Source organism: Vulcanococcus limneticus LL, from assembly GCF_943369875.1.
In the GTDB taxonomy this organism is placed as follows: domain Bacteria; phylum Cyanobacteriota; class Cyanobacteriia; order PCC-6307; family Cyanobiaceae; genus Vulcanococcus; species Vulcanococcus limneticus_A.
In genome coordinates this window covers 162224-180529 of sequence record NZ_CALROT020000006.1, presented here as the reverse complement: position 1 = coordinate 180529, position 18306 = coordinate 162224, and the positions used below count along the sequence as shown (strand labels likewise).

The following is an 18306-nucleotide window of genomic DNA, read 5'->3' as shown; positions in this document are numbered from 1 at the left end:
CCTCCTTGCCAGGGAAAAGCTCTGGCTATCCATCACGGAGCTGTGTGTGTCATGGCTGCCGATGAAGCAACTACTTTGATTGCCGGTGTTGGGAGCGTAAAGGAATCTGGAGTACAACTAATACGTGATCCCGCAGTCTCCTCGTTCCATGGGCCAATCCACTGCGCGACCAGCGGTAAGTCTCGAAGCGTTGTCTCGGAATGAGCTGGAATTCCGCGAAGAAGTCATTTACTTTCTGATTGTTGATCGATTCAACGACGCCACCAGCGATGAAGAAGAGCGTCGCGGTATCTGGGATCGTGGCGACATGCCAGGTCTCTATGACAAGACCTGGATGCAATGGGGAAAGTACTGGGGCGGCAACCTCCAAGGCGTCATCGCGAAGATCCCTTATCTTCAGGCCCTGGGGGTAACGGCGGTATGGCTGTCACCCTTGTTCGAGCAGGTTGATGACATGCAGTTTGACCGTGCCCCCATGCACGGCTACTGGACCAAGGATTTCAAGCGCATTAACCCCCGCTTCCTGCCCACGGAAGAATCCAGCAGTATCCATCACTCGACCACGCTCCGAGCCCTGGTGGAGGCGCTGCATGAAGCCGGAATCAAGTTGGTTCTGGATGTTGTCTGCAACCACAGCTCCCCTGATATCAATGGATCCAAAGGGGTCGTATTGGATGATGGCAAGCCCCTCGCGGACTATCACAACGATGCCACTGGCTTCTACTATCACTACCCAGAAATCACCGACTGGGAAGACGAATACCAGCTTGTCCATCATGAGATGTGTGGGCTGGCGACCTTCAATGAAAAAAACGTAGCGTACCGCAATTATATCAAGCAGGCCATCCGCGAGTGGATCAATGTTGGCGTGGATGCCTTGCGTATCGACACTGTTAAGCATATGCCGATCTGGTTCTGGCAGGAATTCACGTCAGAAATGAAAGCCCATAAGTCCGATCTCTTCATTTTTGGTGAATATGGATTTGGCAAGCCCTGGGATGCCCGCACGGTGGAGTATGCCAATAAAGCGGGGATGTCGATTCTCGACTTCGGCCTGTGCGATGGGATCCGCTTCGCCTTTTCGCAGTCGCAGCCTGGAGGGTTCCAGCTTGTGCAATCGGTGCTGGAGTACGACCACGTGTATCGGCGTGCCAGTGAACTGGTGACCTTCATCGACAACCACGACATGCCGCGCTTCCTGTCGATCTGTCCGGACAGGCGGAAGTTGGAGCAGGCGGCGATCCTCCTCTTTTGCCTGCGTGGTGTGCCGTGCCTCTTCTATGGAACTGAGCAATATCTGGTCAACAACACCGATGGCGGAAGTGACCCTTACAACCGCCCCATGATGGACTCCTGGGATGAAGGCGCCGATCTGTTTCGCATCGTGCAACTGCTTATTCGTCTGCGTCGTGCCAATCAGGCCTTTACCTTCGGCTCCCATCAGCAGCTCTATGTCAGCGAGGATATCTATGCCTTTGTGCGTGCCTATCGTGACTCGTACGTGCTCTGTATCCTCAACAAGGGGGTCGATGCGGAGATCACGCTGCAGGTCCCCAGCCAGCTGGGGAGTGGAGCGCTGGTCTGCGAACTCACGGGTCGGTCGATCGATGTGCGCGACGGTCAGATCGGGCTCTTGACGCTGCAGTCCGGAGCTTCTCATCTGTTCAGCTGCCCGGGGCAGCGGCTGACAGGGACCGTCGTGGCGACGTTCCAGCTTAATGGTCTGGAGACCAATCCCGGGCAGCGGATCGCGCTGACCGGAGACTGTGAGGAACTCGGCGCCTGGGACCTCGCCAGGTCGTATGGCATGGAGTACGTCAACCTGAACACCTGGATCTGTGAGGTGGCTTTCGAGGTATCGGCAGGACGCCTGATCAATTACAAGTTCGTTGTCCTCAATGACACCACGGGTGCGTTCTTGCATGAGAACATCACCCCTCGGCGCCTGTTGCTTCCTGTCGGGGGCCGTGTGAAGGTCGACGCCCTCTGGGACGCCTGTTAGTGGCTGAGGCTCCAGTTCACGCCCGCTGCCGTGCTGATCCACGCTGGTAGAAGGGCCGCTTGACCACCACCGCCGGCTCGGCCTTGCCGCGGATCTCCACCGCCAGCTCCGTGCCGAGCCTGGCCGCGGCGGCCGGCACCCGGGCCAGGGCGATCGCCTTGCCCAGGCTCGGCGACCAGCTGCCGCTGGTGACCTCCCCCACCGGCTCGCCGTTCCAGAGCACCGGGTAGCCGTGCCGGGCGATGGCCCGCCCCGCCAGCTCCAGGCCCACCAGGCGCTGGCCCATCCCCTCGGCGCTCTGGCGCTCCAGCACCGCGCGGCCGATGAAGGGCTTGGGCATCTCCAGGTGCACCAGCCAGCCCAGGCCCACCTCCAGGGGGGTGGTGCCGGCGTCCATCTCGTTGCCGTAGAGGTGCATGGCCGCCTCCAGGCGCAGGGTGTCGCGGGCGCCGAGGCCGCAGGGGGCCACGCCCTCGGCCAGCAGCTGCTCCCACAGGGCCAGGCCGGCCGGCCGCTCCAGCAGCAGCTCGAAGCCGTCCTCGCCGGTGTAGCCGGTGCGCCCCACGAAGACGCTGGCGCCGGCGGCGGCCCCCTGGGCCGTGCCGGCCAGACGCAGGGTGCGGTGGCCGAAGCGGGGCAGGCCGGCCAGATCGACGCCGGCCAGGGCCTCCAGGCGCGCCGGTGCCTCGGGGCCCTGCAGGGCCAGCAGCACCCCATCGCCCTTGCGGTCGGCGATGGCGATGCCCTGGGGCTCCAGCTGGCTGCGCAGCCAGGCCGTGTCGTCCTCGGCGCAGGCGGCGTTGATCACCAGCAGCAGTTCGTCGGTCGTGCTGGAGTCGGTCTCGCTGGGGTCAGGCTCGCCGGGGTCAGCGCCGGCGGCCAGCCGGCCCCGGTCGTAGACGATCAGGTCGTCGCGGATGCCGCCGGCGTCGTTGAGCAGCACGGTGTAGCAGGCCTCGCCGGGGCCGATGCGGAACAGGTCGCTGGGCACCAGGCCCTGCAGCGCGTCCTTGACGCCCTCACCCCGCAGGCTGAGCACCCCCATGTGGGAGATGTCGAACACCCCGCAGCCCTGGCGCACGGCGTTGTGCTCGGCCACCAGCCCCGCGAACTGCACCGCCATCTCCCAGCCCGCGAAGGGCACCAGGCGCCCGCCGGCCGCGCGGGCGGCCTCGTACAGGGGCGTGCGCCGCAGGGGCGTGGCCGGGGCGGCCTGGGCTTCGGCCATGGCGGCGGCGGGGCAGGTGCTCGGATCCTATGGAGGACGGCCTGGCCCCGACCCGTGGTGCCGGCGGGGATCGTCCGCGGGGCTTCCCGATCCGGAAGAGAAGCCGCATCTTTCGGGGGTCCGGGCTGCGGGGCCGGCCCCATGGCTCTAACTTGGGCCACCCCCATGGATCGGGATGGGTCACCGCCCCAGCTGCCGCAGCTGCCGCCACTGCACGCCCCCCAGCGGCGTGGAGCAGGGTTGGTGCCAGCTGCGCCAGCTGTCGATCCATCCCGCGCTGGCCGGCGACCTGTGGTGCCACCACTGGACCGCCCGGGCTCCGCGCCTGCCGGTGCTCGGCGCCGGGCAGCAGGCCCTGGCCCCGGCCGGCGAGCGTCAGCTCGCCCTGGCGGAGCTGCTGCGCGGCGACGTGGCCTGAATCCCGCAGCGGCGATCCTCTGCGCGATTCCCGGGGCCTGGCCTGGCCGTTCACCCCGCCGTGCGGCCGTTCCAGCCAACGCACTGGCCGCTTCAGCCGCTGGATCGGGGGCTGGTCTGGGCGGATTGTGCCTGATGTATCGCAGAAGGCTTGCCCGTGGTGTCATCCTTGACTCCTGACCAGTGAGTCCTGCGGAGGTGGGTTATTGACCACAACCCTGTTGGCGGCCACGCCGCTTGACCTGATTGCCGCCCAGGTGGACAGCGACTGTCTGTCGTTTCCCACCGGCGCCCCGATCTTCCGCCGCGGCGAGGCCGCCAATGCCATCTACGCGGTGCGTCGCGGCATCGTGGAGGTGACCAACCCGGCCGGTGACCACCTCTGCTACCGCCCGGGCGAGCTGTTCAGCTACGAGGACATCGTCTGGCGGGATTGCACCTACCGCAACGACGCCATCGCGCGCACGCCGGTGGAGCTGCTCAAGCTGGATCGGCTGCGCTTCCTGAACCTGCTGCACAACCACCCGACCCTGGCGGTGCAGCTGATCGGCCAGCAGCACGAGCGGCTGCGGGAGCAGCGGGCCAGCGGCAGCTGCGCCTACTGAGGGCCTGGGGCTCCCAGGCTCAGCGATCCAGCAGAAACAGCAGGCTGCGCACCACCTTGGCGGCCAGCACGCTGCTGACGCCGCTGGCATCCAGCTGGGGTGCCAGCTCCACCACATCGGCGGCCACCAGGTTGTGGTGGCGCAGCTCCTCCACCAGGGCGGCGAAATCCTTCCAGAGGAAGCCGCCGGGTTCGGGGGTGCCGGTGCCGGCCATCACCGCCGGATCGAACCAGTCCAGATCCACGGTGAGATAGAGGGGCTGGGCGCGCAGGGGCCGCAGCGCCTCGGCCATGCGCTCGATCGCCACGAGTCGGCCCGTCTGGCGCAGCTCGCTGAATTCCTCGCGGGTGCCGCTGCGGATGGCGATCTGCAGCAGCTGCTGGCTGGGCAGCACCTCCAGGCAGCGGCGCATGGCGCAGGCGTGGCTGTGGTGGGCGCCGAGCCATTCGTGGCGCAGGTCGGCGTGGGCATCGAGCTGTACCAGCACCAATTCCGGGTGCTGGGCCGCCACGGCCGCCACGGCGCCGGAGCTGATCGAGTGCTCGCCGCCCAGCATCAGGGGCTTGAGGCCCAGGGCCAGCACGGCCTCGGTGGCCTGCTTCACGGCCGCCACGACTGGTTCGGGGGCGCCGAACGGGATGTCCACGGCCCCCAGATCGGCCACGGCCAGCTCCTCGAGATCCCGATCAAGCTGGGGGCAGTAGCTCTCCAGGCCGCTGCTCACCTCGCGGATCGCCGCCGGGCCGAAGCGGGTGCCGGGGCGGAAGGAGGTGGTGCCGTCGTAGGGCACGCCGAACAGGCCCACCCGGCAGCCGGCGGGGTCGCGCTGGCTGCCCATGTAGACGGCGCCGTCGGTGTCGAACAGCTCAGCGTTGACCAGGGAGAGATCGGCCATGGCGGGGTGAGGGTGGAGGAAATCAGGCGTTGAGGGCGCGCTCGATGGCGGCGGAGATGGCGTCGAAGGCGCCGCGCTGCCAGCGGGGGGACCAGATCTCACAGCCATCGACGACGGCCGCGGCACGGGCGGGATCCGGCTGCAGATACCGGCGGCCGTCGATGGCGGCGAACGTCCAGCTCCACCAGCCGCTCGGATACATGGGCACCCAGCCGTACATCGGATCGGCGTGGCCGAACACCTCGCGGATCAGCGCCACCGTGTCGAGGTGCACCTGGCGGAAGGCCTCGGGGGATTCGCTCTGGGTGGCGAACACGCCGCCGGGCCGCAGGATGCGGCGGCACTGCTCGAAGAAGGCCCGGTTGAACAGGCCTTCGGCCGGGCCGGCGGGGTCGGAGCCGTCGACGATCACCACGTCGTAGCTGGCGTCGGGGGCGTTGGCGGCCCAGGCGATGCCGTCGCCCACGGTGAGGTGGAAGCGGGGATCGCTCCAGCAGCCCCCGCCGATGCTCGGCAGGTGCTGCTGGCTCCACTCCACCACCAGGCCGTCGATCTCCACCATGTCGAGGTGCTGCACGCCGGCGTGGCGCAGGCACTCGCGGGCGGTGCCGCCATCGCCGCCGCCGATCACCAGCACCCGCTCGATGTTCGCCGCGCTGCAGAGAGCGGGATGCACGATCGCCTCGTGGTAGTGCCGCTCCTGGCGCTCGGCCGTCATCCAGCAGCCATCCAGCAGCAGGCCCTTGCCGTAGCGCTGGCTGTCGATGATCGTGACGCGCTGGAAAGGCGAGTCCTGCTCGGCGATCACCGTGCCCTCCAGGCCGTAGCGCACGCCCTCAAAGATCTCGTCGATCCAGCCGGGGGTGGGGGCGGGCTTGGGAGCGGGGGCGGGCTCTGCCATGGGGCCTGGTGGCGCTGCGTGGTCTCCAGATTTGCGCATCGCCGGTGTCGCCCCCGGCACCCGGCCTCTGCGAGCCTGGGGCCATGGCCGGCGAGCGCCCCACCGACGATCTGCGGGTGACCCCGGCCGTGTGCATCCCGGCGGCGGAGCTGGGCTGGCGCTTCTCGCGCAGCTCCGGCCCCGGCGGCCAGAACGTGAACACCACCGACTCGCGGGTGGAGCTGGTGTTCGACCTGGCGGCCTCCCAGGCCCTGCCCCCCCACCTCCAGGCGCGGGCCCTGCGACAGCTGGAGGGAAAGCTGCTGGATGGGGCGATCGTGATCGCCGCCAGCGAGCACCGCTCCCAGTGGCAGAACCGGGTGGCGGCCCAGCGGCGCCTGGTGGAGCTGCTGCAGGAGGCCCTGCGCCCGCCGCCGCCGCCGCGGCGCCCCACCAAGCCCAGCCGGGGGTCGGTGGAGCGGCGCCTGGCGGCCAAGAAGCAGCGCGGCGCCATCAAGGGACAGCGGCGCTCGCGGCCCCAGCTGCCGGAGGAGTGAGGGAGTGGCGGCGCTGTCCGCAGGGTGGTGTCCCTGAATCTGTACAACCTGTACGGAGTGAGGGAGGGGGTGCCGGCCGGGTTTCAGCCGCTCGGTGGCGAGCCGTTTTCGGCCCGGATCTGCGCCTTGGCCTGTTGCCACAGGCCCTCCAGCTCGCGGATCGAGCGGCCGCCCAGCTCCCCGCCCAGGGCGGCCTCCACCCGGGAGAAGCGATCCAGGAAGCGGCGGTTGGTGCCGGCCAGGCCCTCCTCCGGGTCGATGCCGCACCAGCGGGCCACGTTCACCAGGGTGAACAGCACGTCGCCGAGTTCCTCCTGGGCATGGGCCCGATCGCCGCTGGCCACGGCCTCCTTGAGCTCATCGAGCTCCTCGTGCACCTTCTCCCACACGCCATCGAGGCCCTCCCACTCGAAGCCGGCCGCGGCGGCCTTGCGGGAGATGGTCATGGCACCGGCCAGGGGCGGCTGGCCGCGCACCTTGCCGGCGAGGCGATCGCTGAGGGGGCTGGCGGAGGGCCCGGAGGGGCTGTCCTCGCCGGGCCTGCGGCGGCTGGCGGCCTCCTCCGCCTTGATCGCCTCCCAGCGGCGCCGGACCGCTGCACTGTCGCCGCCACTGCCGCGGTTGGCCTGCGGCTCCCCCTCCGCGGCTTCGAACACGTGCGGGTGGCGACGGATCAGCTTGGCGCTGATGCCCCGGGCGATCTGCTCCAGATCAAAGCGACCCGCCTCGCTGGCGATGCGGGCGTGCAGCACCACCTGCAGCAGCAGGTCGCCCAGCTCCTCGGCCAGGTGGCGGTCGTCGCCGTGGCGGATGGCATCCGCCACCTCGTGGGCCTCCTCCAGCACGTAGGGCACCAGCGAGGCGTGGGTCTGCTCCAGGTCCCAGGGGCAGCCGGTCTCGGGATCCCGCAGCCGGTCCACGACGGCCACCAGCTCGGCCAGGGCCTCCAGGCTCGCGGCGGTCGCCGCGGGCGACGGGGCGGCCGGATCGAGGGGGCGGGGCTCCATGGGCGGCGCGGGGGCGGCTGGGGCCACCTTGTCATCTCCGCCGGGGGCGGCGCCGGCGCCGCAGCAGCGGCCGCAGGATCCGCGGGGTCTTCGGCAGGGGATCGCCGTCCTGGATCAGGTGCAGCCAGCTGCTGGCCTCCAGCCCCACCAGGGCCGCGATCACCAGGGGCTGCTGCTGCCGCCACAGCCCCTGCGCGGCGGCCGCGAGCCGCTGGGGGGGCGGCCCGCCCAGGGGTTGCAGCAGCAGGCAGAGGGCCAGGGCCGCCACCGCCAGATAGGCCAGCCGGACGGCGCTGCCCAGCAGCGGGCTGTGGGAGAGCAGCGAGCGGTGGCGCAGCAGGCGCCGGTAGGGCCACCACAGCAGCCGCAGCGGCCCCCAGCGGCGGGTGGCGTTGGAGCGGGTGTCCAGGTCGGGTGAGAGCAGCAGGCCCCCCGCCAGGAAGGCCCCCGCCGCCGCCGTCAGACCGCCCAGGCCGAGCCACGGCCACCACAGCAGCCCGAAGGGCAGGGCCAGGGCCCAGGTGGTGCGGTCGTGGCTGCGGCCGCTGGCCATGCCGATCGGCTCCGTGCTGGGGCGAGTGTGCCTGCAGAATGGGCGCACCGCCCGCTTAGCTCAGCGGTAGAGCGCCTGCCTTACAAGCAGGATGTCGCTGGTTCGAACCCGGCAGCGGGCATCTCTCAAAAGTCAGTCCCAGACAGGGCTCTGAGTCGATAAGCCCACTCCTGCAGGGGTCGGCTCCAGTCTCCTGTGGCGTGAGAAAGACCCCGGAAACCCCCGAAAGTGCCAGGATTTCACGCAGATTTCACGCGTGAAATGCTTTGGCCTCTCCCCCCTGGCTGCAGAACCTGAGCCGGGCTTTCCGGGCCCATCGGATGGGCCGGGTCGGTTGGTATCTCGAAGCGAACCGGGAGCGCCTGCGCGTGGTGAGCGCCGAGCTGCCGCCGCGGCCTGGGGAGCCTCCCGAAGCGGTGTCCACTCGGCGGGCCATCACGCTGCAGACCCCGCCGGGCCCGGCCACGTCCGCCGCGGCCCTGGCGGAAGCCTGCGGGGTCTTCGATGCCGTGATGGCGGGGCAGTGGAGCTGGCCCGATCCTGAGGCCATCCCGGCGGCGGATGATCCCGGCCACCTTTCACACGCTGCGCTGGAGCGCTTGACCGATCAGCTCCGGGCCCGGCTGGTGGGAGAGCAGATGGGGGAGAGCACCTGGCAGCGCACCTGGCGCCCCTACCTGGCCAAGCTGGCGGCCGCCGCCGGGGAGCGCCGCTGGGCCGACGATGCCGCGCTGCTGGGGGCCTGCCTGCGCAACTGGGAGCCGAACAGCAGGGCCCGGCAGATGGCGTACGACCGAGCCCGGCGGCTATGGAAGGAAGGCGGCTGGCCCTGGCCGGAAGAACTGCAACCCCTACGGGGCAATGGCAAGGCCGCGGCCGATCCCCGCGGGGTGCGGGCCTTCACAGATGAAGAGATCGCCGGGCTGAGGGAGGCAATCCTGCGCAGCAAGCTGACGCCCGCGGATCTGGTGGCGTGGGACTGCCTGATCTGCTTTGGGCTGCGACCGAAGGAACTGCAGGCGCTGGAGCTGCGCCAATACGAAGGCGCCCTAGTGCTGGTGGCTGTGGTGGGCCGGAACAAACGCAGCAGCAAGGGCAGCGGCGGTGCCCGGACCGTGGTGGCGGTGCCCCCGGCGGGCTGGCCTCGGGACTGTTTCGACCTGCTGGGGCGGTGGCGGGAGCATGGCCTGCCGGTGGGGCTGCTGGCTGCGCGTTCACCCGGGCAGAAACTGACCCAGCAGCTTCGCCGACTGCAGCTGCCGGACGAGTTGACCGCCTACGGGACCCGCCATGCCTTCGCGCTGCGGCTGGGCGTGGAGCTGGGCCTGAGTGTGCGGGAGGCAGCCGAAATGATGGGCCACAGCCCAGCCGTTCACCTGAGCACCTACGGGCGGCGGTTGGATGCACCGAAGCTGCAGGACAAGCTGGCGGCCCTGGTGAAAGCTCGGTCTCAAGCCTGAAGAGAAGTTGGAGTGCTATTCGGTGGATGATCTGGCACGTCAAGACAGCAGGCAGCGCCTGAGAAAAACGACAGCGCCGGAGAAAATGCGTCATTTCTCACTCCTTCCCACGGGCAATAGGGAGCCATAGGGTTAGCGCATGGGGACCAAGCTCCCCCACCCCAAGCTGTCCAAAACATGGCTTTTACCCTTACCACTGGTGAGGTGCAGGCCGCGCTGCGTGTGACCAAAAACACGCTGACGCGACTTCGCGCCGCCGACATCTTGCGCCCTGGTGTGCATTTCACTGCCGCCGGAGTTGGCCTGCGTCGCCCGAACCTCCGCTGGGATCTGGAGCGCGTGGAAGAAACCCTGGCCAGGCGGGGCAAGAACATCTCCCGCCCGAAGGCGGAAGCCGGCCGCGCATGAAAAAGGCCCCGTGCAACCGGGGCCCGTACCTATGAACTCCCCCAATCCTATGGACCGAACTAGCCCCGCGGCCGCGGCATTGCGTGAGCTGGCCGCCGCGGCCCGCCGCTTCGCTGAGAGCTGCGGCCCCTCCAATCAGGATGAACTGTGGCGCAACGCTGCTGATTCCCTGTCCGACGTGCTGGGTCTAGCCGCGGCAGAGATGGAAACCGAAGCGGAGGGGGAGTCGTGACCTGCCCCCTTGCGGTACCGCTCCCGCAGTTGATCGGGCTGCGGCTGGCGTTTCAGCAGATGGCCAAACGGGCCGCGGCGGACGGCCGCCTTCAGATGGCCGGCCACTGCTGCGGGCTAACCGTTGGGATCGACCGATGGATTGCGGACGTGATGCCGCCCCCGTCTGGCCGTGCCCCCACCGCCCGGAGGCGCCGCCATGGCTGACCGACTCGATACCCGCCGAGTGCGGAAGCAACTGCAGGAGCTGCCCGCCGACGCCGGCCGCTGGTCCCATGCCGACGCCTGCCTGGCAGGAGAGAACTGGGCCGCGGCGGTGGATCAGCTGCAGGCCCTGGCCGCCGAGCTGCAGAAAAGCCAGCGGGCCCTGCAGGCCCTGGCCGTGAAGGTGAACAAGCGCCACTGGACTCCCTTGCTGGCTCAGCCGGAGGGGGAGCCATGACCCTGCAGCTCCGCGCCCGCGTGGAAGGTGTGATGTGCTGCCGGGGCTGCCTGCAGGTTCGGCTGTTGTGCCCCAACTGCGGACGATTCCTGGCCAGCCCACCCCTCTGGGTTGGGGCTGCGGCTTCAATCGTCTGCGCCTGTTCAGCCGGGGTGGAAACCACGGTGCAGGTTGACGTTGTGGGCTTCAAGCCGAACCCGACCGGGGAGGCTGCCGCGGCCCTGTCCCCGGACCTGGCACGCCTGGCCCGCTGCTGGGCCAAGCCCGCCGCGGCCCGCCCCGCAGCGCGAACAGCGCCACCCCCGGCCCCACCAGCCCCGCCGAGATGGCAGCCGCCCTGGCCGCCCCGAGCAAACACCCCGAAGCGATCGGCCCGCCCCAAGCGCAAGCGCCCCACCTACCGCGCTGCCCGCAGGGCCAGGCCAGGCCGCCAGATCCCACTGCCGCCACCCCCAGCGGCCACCCCCTGCCCGCCCGGCGCCGTGCGGCTGCGCCATTCCCGCTGGGCAGAGCTGGGCATCGCACCGGCCGATGTAGCCCCATCTGCCATCGCCGCGGCCTACCGGCGCCGGTTCGGGGTGAGCCCACAGGTTGACCCGGCCCACCGAACCGCCCGCGTCTATTCGCTGCGCGAGCTGCAGCAGTCCCTGGCCGAACTACGGGCCGCCCCGCAGGGCTGACCCTTTGCCCCCGTCCCTCGCTCTCTCCATCGCCTGAGCGCCTACCCCCGTACACCGACCCGACATGACCGACCCGACCAACTGGCGGGCCCTGCTGCCCCAGCTGGAGGGGCTGCCGCTGCTGCCGTGCAACGGCAAGACCCCGACGGATCCCGCCACAGGAGCGAACATGCGCGGCTGGCCTACGGCCGCCTTCACCCCCCAGCAGATCGCGGCCCTGGGGAAGCGGATCACCGGCTGCGGGACCCGCACCGGCCGCGACGCGGGCGGCCTGGCGGCCTTCGACCTTGATGGCGCCGCGGGCGTCAACTTCGCCAGGGAGCGGGGCTGCGATCCGGCCGCGGCCGAGACCTGGCAGATCGTGCGCAGCACCGACCCGCACCGGCTGAAGGTGCTCTGGCGGGTGCCGGCGGAGCTGTGGGACGTGCTGGGCGACCTGCGCACGGCGCGGGAGCTGAAACCGGCCGTGAAGGATGCGAGCGGCCGAATCCTGGCCAAGGGCGAGGGGCTGGAGCTGTATTTCGGGAAGGGGCAGATCCTGCTGCTGGGCCTTCACCCCGAGAGCGGGGGGCAGTACAGCTGGCGGCGGAGCCCGGCGGATATGGCGGAGATTCCGCCCGAATGGTGGGGCCTGGCGCTGGAGCTGGCCGACAATGCGCCGGCAGAGCACCGGGGCCAGCGCAGCCGCAGCGTCACCGGCTCCGGGGACTGGCGGCGGCTGCAGCGCTGCCCGATCTGCGGCCGGGATCAGCGCCCCGTCTGCCAGCGCCACCGGGACGGGGACACGATCCGCTGCTGGCATGGAACCACGTTCCAGCCCCCAGCGAACATGCGGCGGGGTGAGCTGATCCCTGGCACGCCGTGGGCGTTCTGCCGGCTGCAGTCCGTGGGCTGGGCGGTGTTCTCGATCTTCCGGCGCCACCAGCCCAGAGCGGAGACCCTGGCCCGCGCCTGGCGCGTGGGAGGTGGCCGCCATGGCTGAGATCCCGAACGACCTGCAGGCCACCCTGCAGGGGCTGCAGAACGAGCTGAGCCAGGCTGACAACCCGCGGGGCCATTGGCTGGCGACCCTGGAGCGGTGCCGCGCTGCTGGGCTCCGCTACCCGGAGGGGGCCGATTCGATCGCCTACCTGGCCCGCGCCATTGCGGATGCCACCGCGAGCCGCGCCGATGGCCAGGCGCTGCGGGATCGCTTGCACAAGGCCACGGGGGCCTCGAAGCGCTGGGCCGATGAACTGACCCGAGAGCGGGGGCGGGACCTGTGGCGCGAGCAACAGGCCGCCGAAGTGGAGCAAACCGCGAACCGCCGCCCACCGTCCCCCGCAGAGCTGGAAGCCCAGCGGCAGGCCGCGGTGGCCGAGCGCCAGGCCAGGGAGGCCGCGGCCCCCTTCCGCGTGCTGGGGTGGGACGCGCAGCGGCGGCGGATCTGGTTTCAGCACCGGGAAACCGCGCAGATCAGCGCGATCAATCCGGGGCCGAGCTTTGACCGACTGCTGCCGCTGGGGCCCCTCGACTACTGGGAGGCGACCTATCCGGCGGATCGGCGGTCGGGCGGAGTGGACTGGGGGCAGGCCGTGAGCGACATGGCGGCCACCGCCGACCGGGCCGGGGTGTTCGATCCGCAGCGGATCCGGGGGCGCGGCGTGTGGCGCGATGACGGTCGCACGGTCTGGCACCTGGGGGACCGGCTGGAGGTAGACGGGGTGGAAATGCCCCTGGCAGAGCTGGAGAGCCGCCATCACTACCTGAGGCTGCCGGCCCTGGCCATCACCCCCGCAGCGCCCCCGCTGAGCGACGTGCAGGGCCAGCAGATCCTGCGCCTGATCGAGCGGATGGGCTGGAGCGGGCCGAGCGATCACCTGCTGTTGGCGGGGTGGATCGTGCTGAGCAACGTTGGCGGGGCGCTGCGCAAGCGGCCGGGGCTGCAGATCACAAGCGGTTTCGGCACGGGGAAGAGCGACACGGCCGACAACGTGATCCGGCTCCTACAGGCGGGGCTGGGGATCAGCTGCAGCGGCTCGACAGAGGCAGGCATCCGGCAGAGCATCCGCCATGACGTGCTGCCGGTGCTGGTGGATGAATCCGAGCAAGCGGACGGCAACCGGCGGGAGCAACAGCTGCGCCTGGTCCGGCTGGCCTATGACGGCCTGCCCCTGGTGAAGGGCACCCCCGGCGGAGAGGCGTTGGAGTTCACGCTGCGCGTTTCGATCTGTCTGGCTGGCATCAATGCGCCGATCGCCAACCCCGCGGACCTATCCCGGATCGCCGTGATCGGGCGGCGCCAGCTGGCCGCGGCGGACTGGCAGCAGCTGGCAGAGGAGCGGGCGGAGCTGTTGACCCTGGCCACGGGAGAGGCGCTGATCCGGCGGACCGTGAGCCACCTACCAACCCTGCTGGCGAACGCCGAAACCATGGGCCGGGCGCTAGCAGCCGTGACGCCTGGCCGCGGCGGCGGGCGCGTGGGCGACACCTACGGGGCCCTGCTGGCGGGTGCCTACCTGCTGGAGAGCACAGCCCAGCTGAGCGAGCAGGAGGCGCTGGAATGGGCGGTGGATGAAAAAGGCTGGGACCCCGCGGCGCCGGCCGCCGATGAAGTGGACCGCAGCCCCACGGCAGAGGCCCGCCAGTGCCTGGATCACCTGCTGGCCCATGAACTGTCGTGGCGTGATCCCGATAACGACCGCCCCAGCACGGGGAAGATCACGGTGCGGGAGCTGCTGGATCTGGCCCTGCGCAGCGGTGGCGGCGAAGCGCCGAAGGCCCTGGGGCGCTGCGGCCTGAAGGCGGACCCTGAGCGTGGGCTGCTGGTGGTCAATGGCGGGGCCGCCATCGGCAAGCTGTTCTCCGGAAGCAAGTGGAGCCAGGGAGGCCACCGGGCCCGGTTGCTGGAGCTGGAGGGAGCTGAGCCAGTCCCAAGCCCGCAGCGGTTCCCGGCGCTGGGGTCCGCCCGGTGCATCGCGGTGCCGTGGGACCTGCTGGAGGTGGATCCGTCCCAGCTCAAAGCGGCGGCAAACGCCCAGCGGGGTTGCCCCTGAGCACTGCTGAGGTGTCCTGGCGGCTGGGGGCTCGGCCCGGCGGGGAGGTGGTCACACGGAGTCGGTTGACGGCCCGGCGCCATGCGCGGATCGTGTGGAGTCTGGAGCCGTCTCGGGATGGCCATGGATCCATGGATCCCTAGCGTTTCACCACCTACCAGGCATTATGGAGTAATGAGCGCAGCCGATGATTTAAAGCGCATTGAGCGCGAGATAGAGGCGAAGCAATCGCACGCTGCTCCCATCCCTTCCGATGGTAAGGCTCTCCCGCCTGCAGCCAAGACAAGGGCGCCGCGTAACAGCTTTGATCTAGTACTCGCCCTCGCAGCTTCCCTTGCTATAGCTGGTGTCGGGGTCAATACCGTGCGCCAAATGCCCGACCAAGACGCCAAGACCCTGCGCGACGGCTTGATCGGTGCTACTGCAGGCTTGTTGGTCGGCTACTCCGTTGGGAGGCTTAGACCTTGACAGCGAGTCCCCGGTCATGACCCCACATCAAAGAAAGCGAATCCTTCAACTTCTCATTCCGCTCCTATTCCTGCTGGCAGCAGAGAAGTTGCACAGGGGCCTCGGCAGGGCCCTTCTCTCGATTTGGACTGTTGGCTTAGTTCTTTACTGTTTCATCAATGACGACAAGTCGTGGGCTCGTCGGATCCTGAACAAGCCCAAGTCTTGGTGGATGGACTGATTGATCGGGCGGGGTGACCCCTAAGGGCCTTCCCGGGCTGGCACCGGTAGCCGGGATTCCTGGCGGCGGATTGAGGCGATCCGGTGGGCTCCATCGACTGGCCGGCGCTATGTCCTGAGCCGTCTCGGGATGGCCATGGACCCCCGGTGTTCACGCCACAACGGGGGGCCGTGGCGGAGACACCTGAGTCAGTGCTGGCAGGGCTTGTGACGCTTGCCCCTGCCTGTGACGGGCCCCGTCACACCAGATCCCAGCCGCTGCAGGTGGTGTGACGATGTGACGTTGTGACGAGATAGATAGATAGGTAGGTAGAGAGAGAAGGGAAAGAGGCCGGCTGGGAGCGCGTTTCTATTCATCTCCCTATGAATCTCTATCTGGCCACGTCACAGCGTCACAACGTCACAAGCGCTGCGCCGCAGGGCCGGAGCCGTGACGGGCTGCCGCCAGAGCGTCACTGCGGCAGAGTCCGACTCCGCAGGCAGAACGCCCAGAGGGCTACCCATGGCTAGTTCTTGGGGATCCGCTTCCACTGAATCCACCATGGCGAAAACCGTCACCTGCGCCGCCGCGGTAGCGGTACTGCTGGCCAGCTGCGGCGGGTCGCCGCGGGCAGCGGCACCAACGGAACCGGAGAGCCCTGCGCCTGTGACAACACCTGCAGCGCCAGCACCTGCAGCCCCCGTAGCGCCTGCAGGCCCAGCGCCTGAAGCCAGCGCGACCCCCGCTCCAGCTGCGGCCCCAGCCCCGCCGGCCGCGGCAGGCGGCGACGACCTGACCCCATTTGCGAAGGCAGCCATTGCCGGGGGGTCGCTGCTGGCTGAGGGCCGCGACGGCTGCGGCTACATCCGCCAAGCTGCACAGCTGCGGCACACGGCCACGGGCCAGATGGACACGGCCGCCGGTGCTGGTGATTCGATGGCGCGGGAGATCCTGCAGACGCATGGCCCCCGCTGCGGCGTGCAATGACATCCGAACGCCTGCCGTTTACGGCACGGGATCCGGGGCGCCCGTCGGGGAGGGTCCTACCCATACCTCCGGGGTCTTTGGGTCCCTCTGGGGTATAGCGACTGCGGATTATCCGCGACCCCGCAGAATCTCCACCGTCTGGAATTTTCAAAGCAGGACAGACGTCAACTAGCAAAACTTAGCTGCCAGCAAGCAACAACAGTCCCCTCCCGCTCGATTCCAGCCGGTGCGGGTCTGTCCAGCTTCTCCAGAATGACGGACAGAAGCTGCAACCGCCCGCCGTGCCTGCTGTCTCGTTCTCTGATGCCGCCGTGGTGGTGGGGCACAGTTCCCGATCCACGCTCTACCGGCTGCGCGATGAAGGCCGCCTGGCCGACTACCTGCGCCCTGGGGGCCGCGGCGGTGCGCAGCTGCTGGAACTAACCCCGCCGGGCCTGCCCACGCTGCGCCAGCACCTGGAGCGCAGTCTGAGGCCGCAGATCAGCGCGACCGGGAACCGGAAGGGCGACCGCCCCAGCAGTGCCCGCCTGGATCGCCGCTGGGGCGTGGTGGCCGGTGAGCTGAGTGAGGCGCTCGAAGCGGCGAGCGGGCTGAGCCTGACCGCAGAGGAAGCCGCCACGATCGCCGCGGCCCTGTCCCGCGCCGTGGTGGGCGCCTTCGGCTGGGCTGGCTCCGCCCAGCTGCGGGAGCTACTGGCCAATGCGGAGGCCCGGCTGCCCGCCCCTGCTGGTGAGCCGCTGGATGCCGACCCTGCTGCGTCCGATGGCGACCCGCTGGAGTTCTTCCGGGACTGGGGGCGGGTGGAACTGGAGCCCGAGCCCCTTCAGGGCGAGGCGTTCTGGCATGAGGTGGCCGCATGGGTAAGTGCCTTCGAAGGCCGCGGCCCTGCTGCCGACCCGCGGGCCGATGGAAGCGATCCACCCCCGGCCTACAGCTGGGCAGACGTTGCGGGCCTGTCGCGACAGATCCCGGATGCCATAGAAGCGGTGGGTGCTGGCGCCCGCTTTGACCTGGCCCGATGGGACGCCGCCACGGTGCGGGAGTTCCTGCTGCCTGACGCCGCGGACGGCTGCGCCCCATCGGCTGAGCACCTGCGCCAGCTGCTGGCGGCGGGCCGGGTGCCGGCGGACCTGCAGAGCAAGGCCGCGGCGGCCATAGCAGCCGGGGCTGCCCTGGCTGAGGCACAGGGGAAGGCCGCGGCCTAGCTCAACTGGGCCACCAGCTGGGCAGGTCAAAGCTCCCGAAGCTGCCGCTCGTGAGGGATTGGCGGAACTGCCAGGGGGACCCTCCCGCTGCTGCGCTGGGGCGCCCGCGGCGCCGGCTGCTGGGCCCCGCAACGACCGCAAAGCTGGGCCCATCGGCGGCGGCCCGAAGCACGGACCCGTCGGGGCGGAGCAGCAGGGGCAAGGGCTCCCGCTCCGCGTTGACGTAGGAGCCGCGCTGCCCGTGGCAGATCGTTTGCGGCTGGCCATCGGGCCCAGGCTGCGTCCACTGGCCGGCCCACTCCGTCTCCCTGGCGACTGCCTCCGCTGCGTAGCGCTGGATGCACCGCTCGCTGAGGCTTACCAGCTTCGCCACTTCCTGAGCCGAGAGCTCCGGCCCGATCAGTTCGAGGGGGTGGGCATGAACGTATTGGGTCTCCCGGAGCACGCCACCGGGCCCCCCTTCGCTGAGCCACTGGGCAATGTTCCCGGCCACTGGCTGCCGTCACCCAAGACCCCGTAAGGCTACGGGCGACCCCCTAGGAACTGCCATTTCACGCAGATTTCACGCGGCGCCCTTCTCGTCGGCTGCGCAGCCCTGTCTTGGCAGAGGTTCTCAGCATTGATTGCTTGCCTTACAAGCAGGATGTCGCTGGTTCGAACCCGGCAGCGGGCATGGCTCCAGATCGCCCCGGGCCATCCGGGGCGGTAGGTCGTTGCGGAACTGCCCCGGGGATCAGACGGATGGCCAGGTCGGCCCGGTCGGTAACAACGGCCACAGGGTTGGGACTGCCGCGCCGATACGGTCGCGCCCGCCTTTGAGGCTCTTTCCCGTTGTCCCGGTTCAACACTGTGTCCCGACAGGCTTTCGGACTGGCTGTGCTCTCCGCGCTGGCCCTGGGGCTCGCGCCTTCGGCTGAAGCCCATCCCGACCATCACCAGCCGAAGCATCAGTCCAACCCTGCCGCCCAGCAGGCCCAGGACCACACCCACAGCGGCACGCACCAGCACTGAGATGGGATTCGGTATCCCTTGGTACCGCCACCCCAC

General features: G+C 69.4%; 17 protein-coding genes and 1 tRNA gene. 13 read left to right on the top strand and 5 right to left on the bottom strand.

Annotated elements, in window-relative coordinates; all coding sequences use genetic code 11:
• The first annotated feature begins 148 nt into the window (after positions 1–148).
• Positions 149–2002 carry an alpha-amylase family glycosyl hydrolase gene (locus tag ACLV7J_RS08945; protein WP_411868750.1) on the top strand — a complete coding sequence of 618 codons (1854 nt, stop codon included), beginning with the start codon at positions 149–151 and terminating at the stop codon, positions 2000–2002.
• Positions 2003–2018: 16 nt separating this feature from the next.
• Here ACLV7J_RS08945 and gcvT read toward each other — a convergent pair whose 3' ends face one another.
• On the bottom strand, positions 2019–3230 hold the full coding sequence (gene gcvT / locus ACLV7J_RS08940; RefSeq protein ID WP_411868749.1) for a glycine cleavage system aminomethyltransferase GcvT: 1212 nt from the start codon (positions 3228–3230) through the stop codon (positions 2019–2021).
• Positions 3231–3405: 175 nt separating this feature from the next.
• On the opposite strand from gcvT, the gene ACLV7J_RS08935 reads away from it, so the two are divergent.
• Positions 3406–3648, top strand: coding sequence for a hypothetical protein (locus ACLV7J_RS08935; protein ID WP_411868748.1), 243 nt, complete (start codon positions 3406–3408; stop codon positions 3646–3648).
• 205 nt (positions 3649–3853) lie between these two features.
• Positions 3854–4252: a cyclic nucleotide-binding domain-containing protein gene (locus ACLV7J_RS08930; protein WP_411868747.1), complete on the top strand. Its 399-nt coding sequence runs from the start codon at positions 3854–3856 to the stop codon at positions 4250–4252.
• Between the two features lie 19 nt (positions 4253–4271).
• Here the strand turns inward: ACLV7J_RS08930 and speB are convergent, their stop codons facing one another.
• Complete coding sequence (gene speB / locus ACLV7J_RS08925; protein WP_411868746.1) at positions 4272–5147, bottom strand: agmatinase; 876 nt, start codon at positions 5145–5147, stop codon at positions 4272–4274.
• A 22-nt stretch (positions 5148–5169) separates the two neighbouring features.
• A complete protein-coding gene (gene speE, locus ACLV7J_RS08920) occupies positions 5170–6048 on the bottom strand; it encodes a polyamine aminopropyltransferase (RefSeq protein ID WP_411868745.1) in 879 nt (292 codons plus the stop codon).
• An 83-nt stretch (positions 6049–6131) separates the two neighbouring features.
• Here speE and arfB point away from each other — a divergent pair, with 83 nt between their 5' ends.
• A complete protein-coding gene (gene arfB / locus ACLV7J_RS08915; protein ID WP_411868744.1) occupies positions 6132–6584 on the top strand; it encodes an alternative ribosome rescue aminoacyl-tRNA hydrolase ArfB in 453 nt (150 codons plus the stop codon).
• A gap of 83 nt (positions 6585–6667) precedes the next feature.
• On the opposite strand, the gene mazG is transcribed toward arfB, so the two are convergent.
• Both mazG and ACLV7J_RS08905 read right to left on the bottom strand, forming a co-directional pair.
• Complete coding sequence (mazG, locus tag ACLV7J_RS08910) at positions 6668–7591, bottom strand: nucleoside triphosphate pyrophosphohydrolase (protein WP_411868743.1); 924 nt, start codon at positions 7589–7591, stop codon at positions 6668–6670.
• Between the two features lie 31 nt (positions 7592–7622).
• Positions 7623–8144 carry a DUF2227 family putative metal-binding protein gene (locus ACLV7J_RS08905; RefSeq protein ID WP_411868742.1) on the bottom strand — a complete coding sequence of 174 codons (522 nt, stop codon included), beginning with the start codon at positions 8142–8144 and terminating at the stop codon, positions 7623–7625.
• Positions 8145–8193: 49 nt separating this feature from the next.
• On the opposite strand from ACLV7J_RS08905, the gene ACLV7J_RS08900 reads away from it, so the two are divergent.
• From ACLV7J_RS08900 to ACLV7J_RS08860, 9 genes are all read left to right on the top strand, one after another.
• A tRNA-Val gene (locus ACLV7J_RS08900) sits at positions 8194–8265 on the top strand.
• Positions 8266–8410: 145 nt separating this feature from the next.
• Positions 8411–9604: a hypothetical protein gene (locus ACLV7J_RS08895; protein ID WP_411868741.1), complete on the top strand. Its 1194-nt coding sequence runs from the start codon at positions 8411–8413 to the stop codon at positions 9602–9604.
• Between the two features lie 177 nt (positions 9605–9781).
• Positions 9782–10012 carry a hypothetical protein gene (locus ACLV7J_RS08890; RefSeq protein WP_411868740.1) on the top strand — a complete coding sequence of 77 codons (231 nt, stop codon included), beginning with the start codon at positions 9782–9784 and terminating at the stop codon, positions 10010–10012.
• Between the two features lie 31 nt (positions 10013–10043).
• Positions 10044–10244 (top strand): hypothetical protein, encoded by a 201-nt coding sequence (locus tag ACLV7J_RS08885; RefSeq protein ID WP_411868739.1) that lies wholly within the window; start codon positions 10044–10046, stop codon positions 10242–10244.
• 198 nt (positions 10245–10442) lie between these two features.
• Positions 10443–10685, top strand: a complete 243-nt coding sequence (locus ACLV7J_RS08880) for a hypothetical protein (protein WP_411868738.1) — start codon at positions 10443–10445, stop codon at positions 10683–10685.
• A 482-nt stretch (positions 10686–11167) separates the two neighbouring features.
• Entirely contained in the window at positions 11168–11365 is a 198-nt protein-coding gene (locus ACLV7J_RS08875; RefSeq protein WP_411868737.1) for a hypothetical protein, read from the top strand.
• A gap of 64 nt (positions 11366–11429) precedes the next feature.
• Positions 11430–12347 carry a bifunctional DNA primase/polymerase gene (locus ACLV7J_RS08870; protein WP_411868736.1) on the top strand — a complete coding sequence of 306 codons (918 nt, stop codon included), beginning with the start codon at positions 11430–11432 and terminating at the stop codon, positions 12345–12347.
• Positions 12340–14400, top strand: a complete 2061-nt coding sequence (locus ACLV7J_RS08865) for a hypothetical protein (protein ID WP_411868735.1) — start codon at positions 12340–12342, stop codon at positions 14398–14400. The genes ACLV7J_RS08870 and ACLV7J_RS08865 overlap by 8 nt, the downstream gene beginning before the upstream one ends.
• 1935 nt (positions 14401–16335) lie before the next feature.
• Positions 16336–17259 (top strand): hypothetical protein, encoded by a 924-nt coding sequence (locus ACLV7J_RS08860; protein ID WP_411868734.1) that lies wholly within the window; start codon positions 16336–16338, stop codon positions 17257–17259.
• The last annotated feature ends 1047 nt before the right edge of the window (positions 17260–18306 follow it).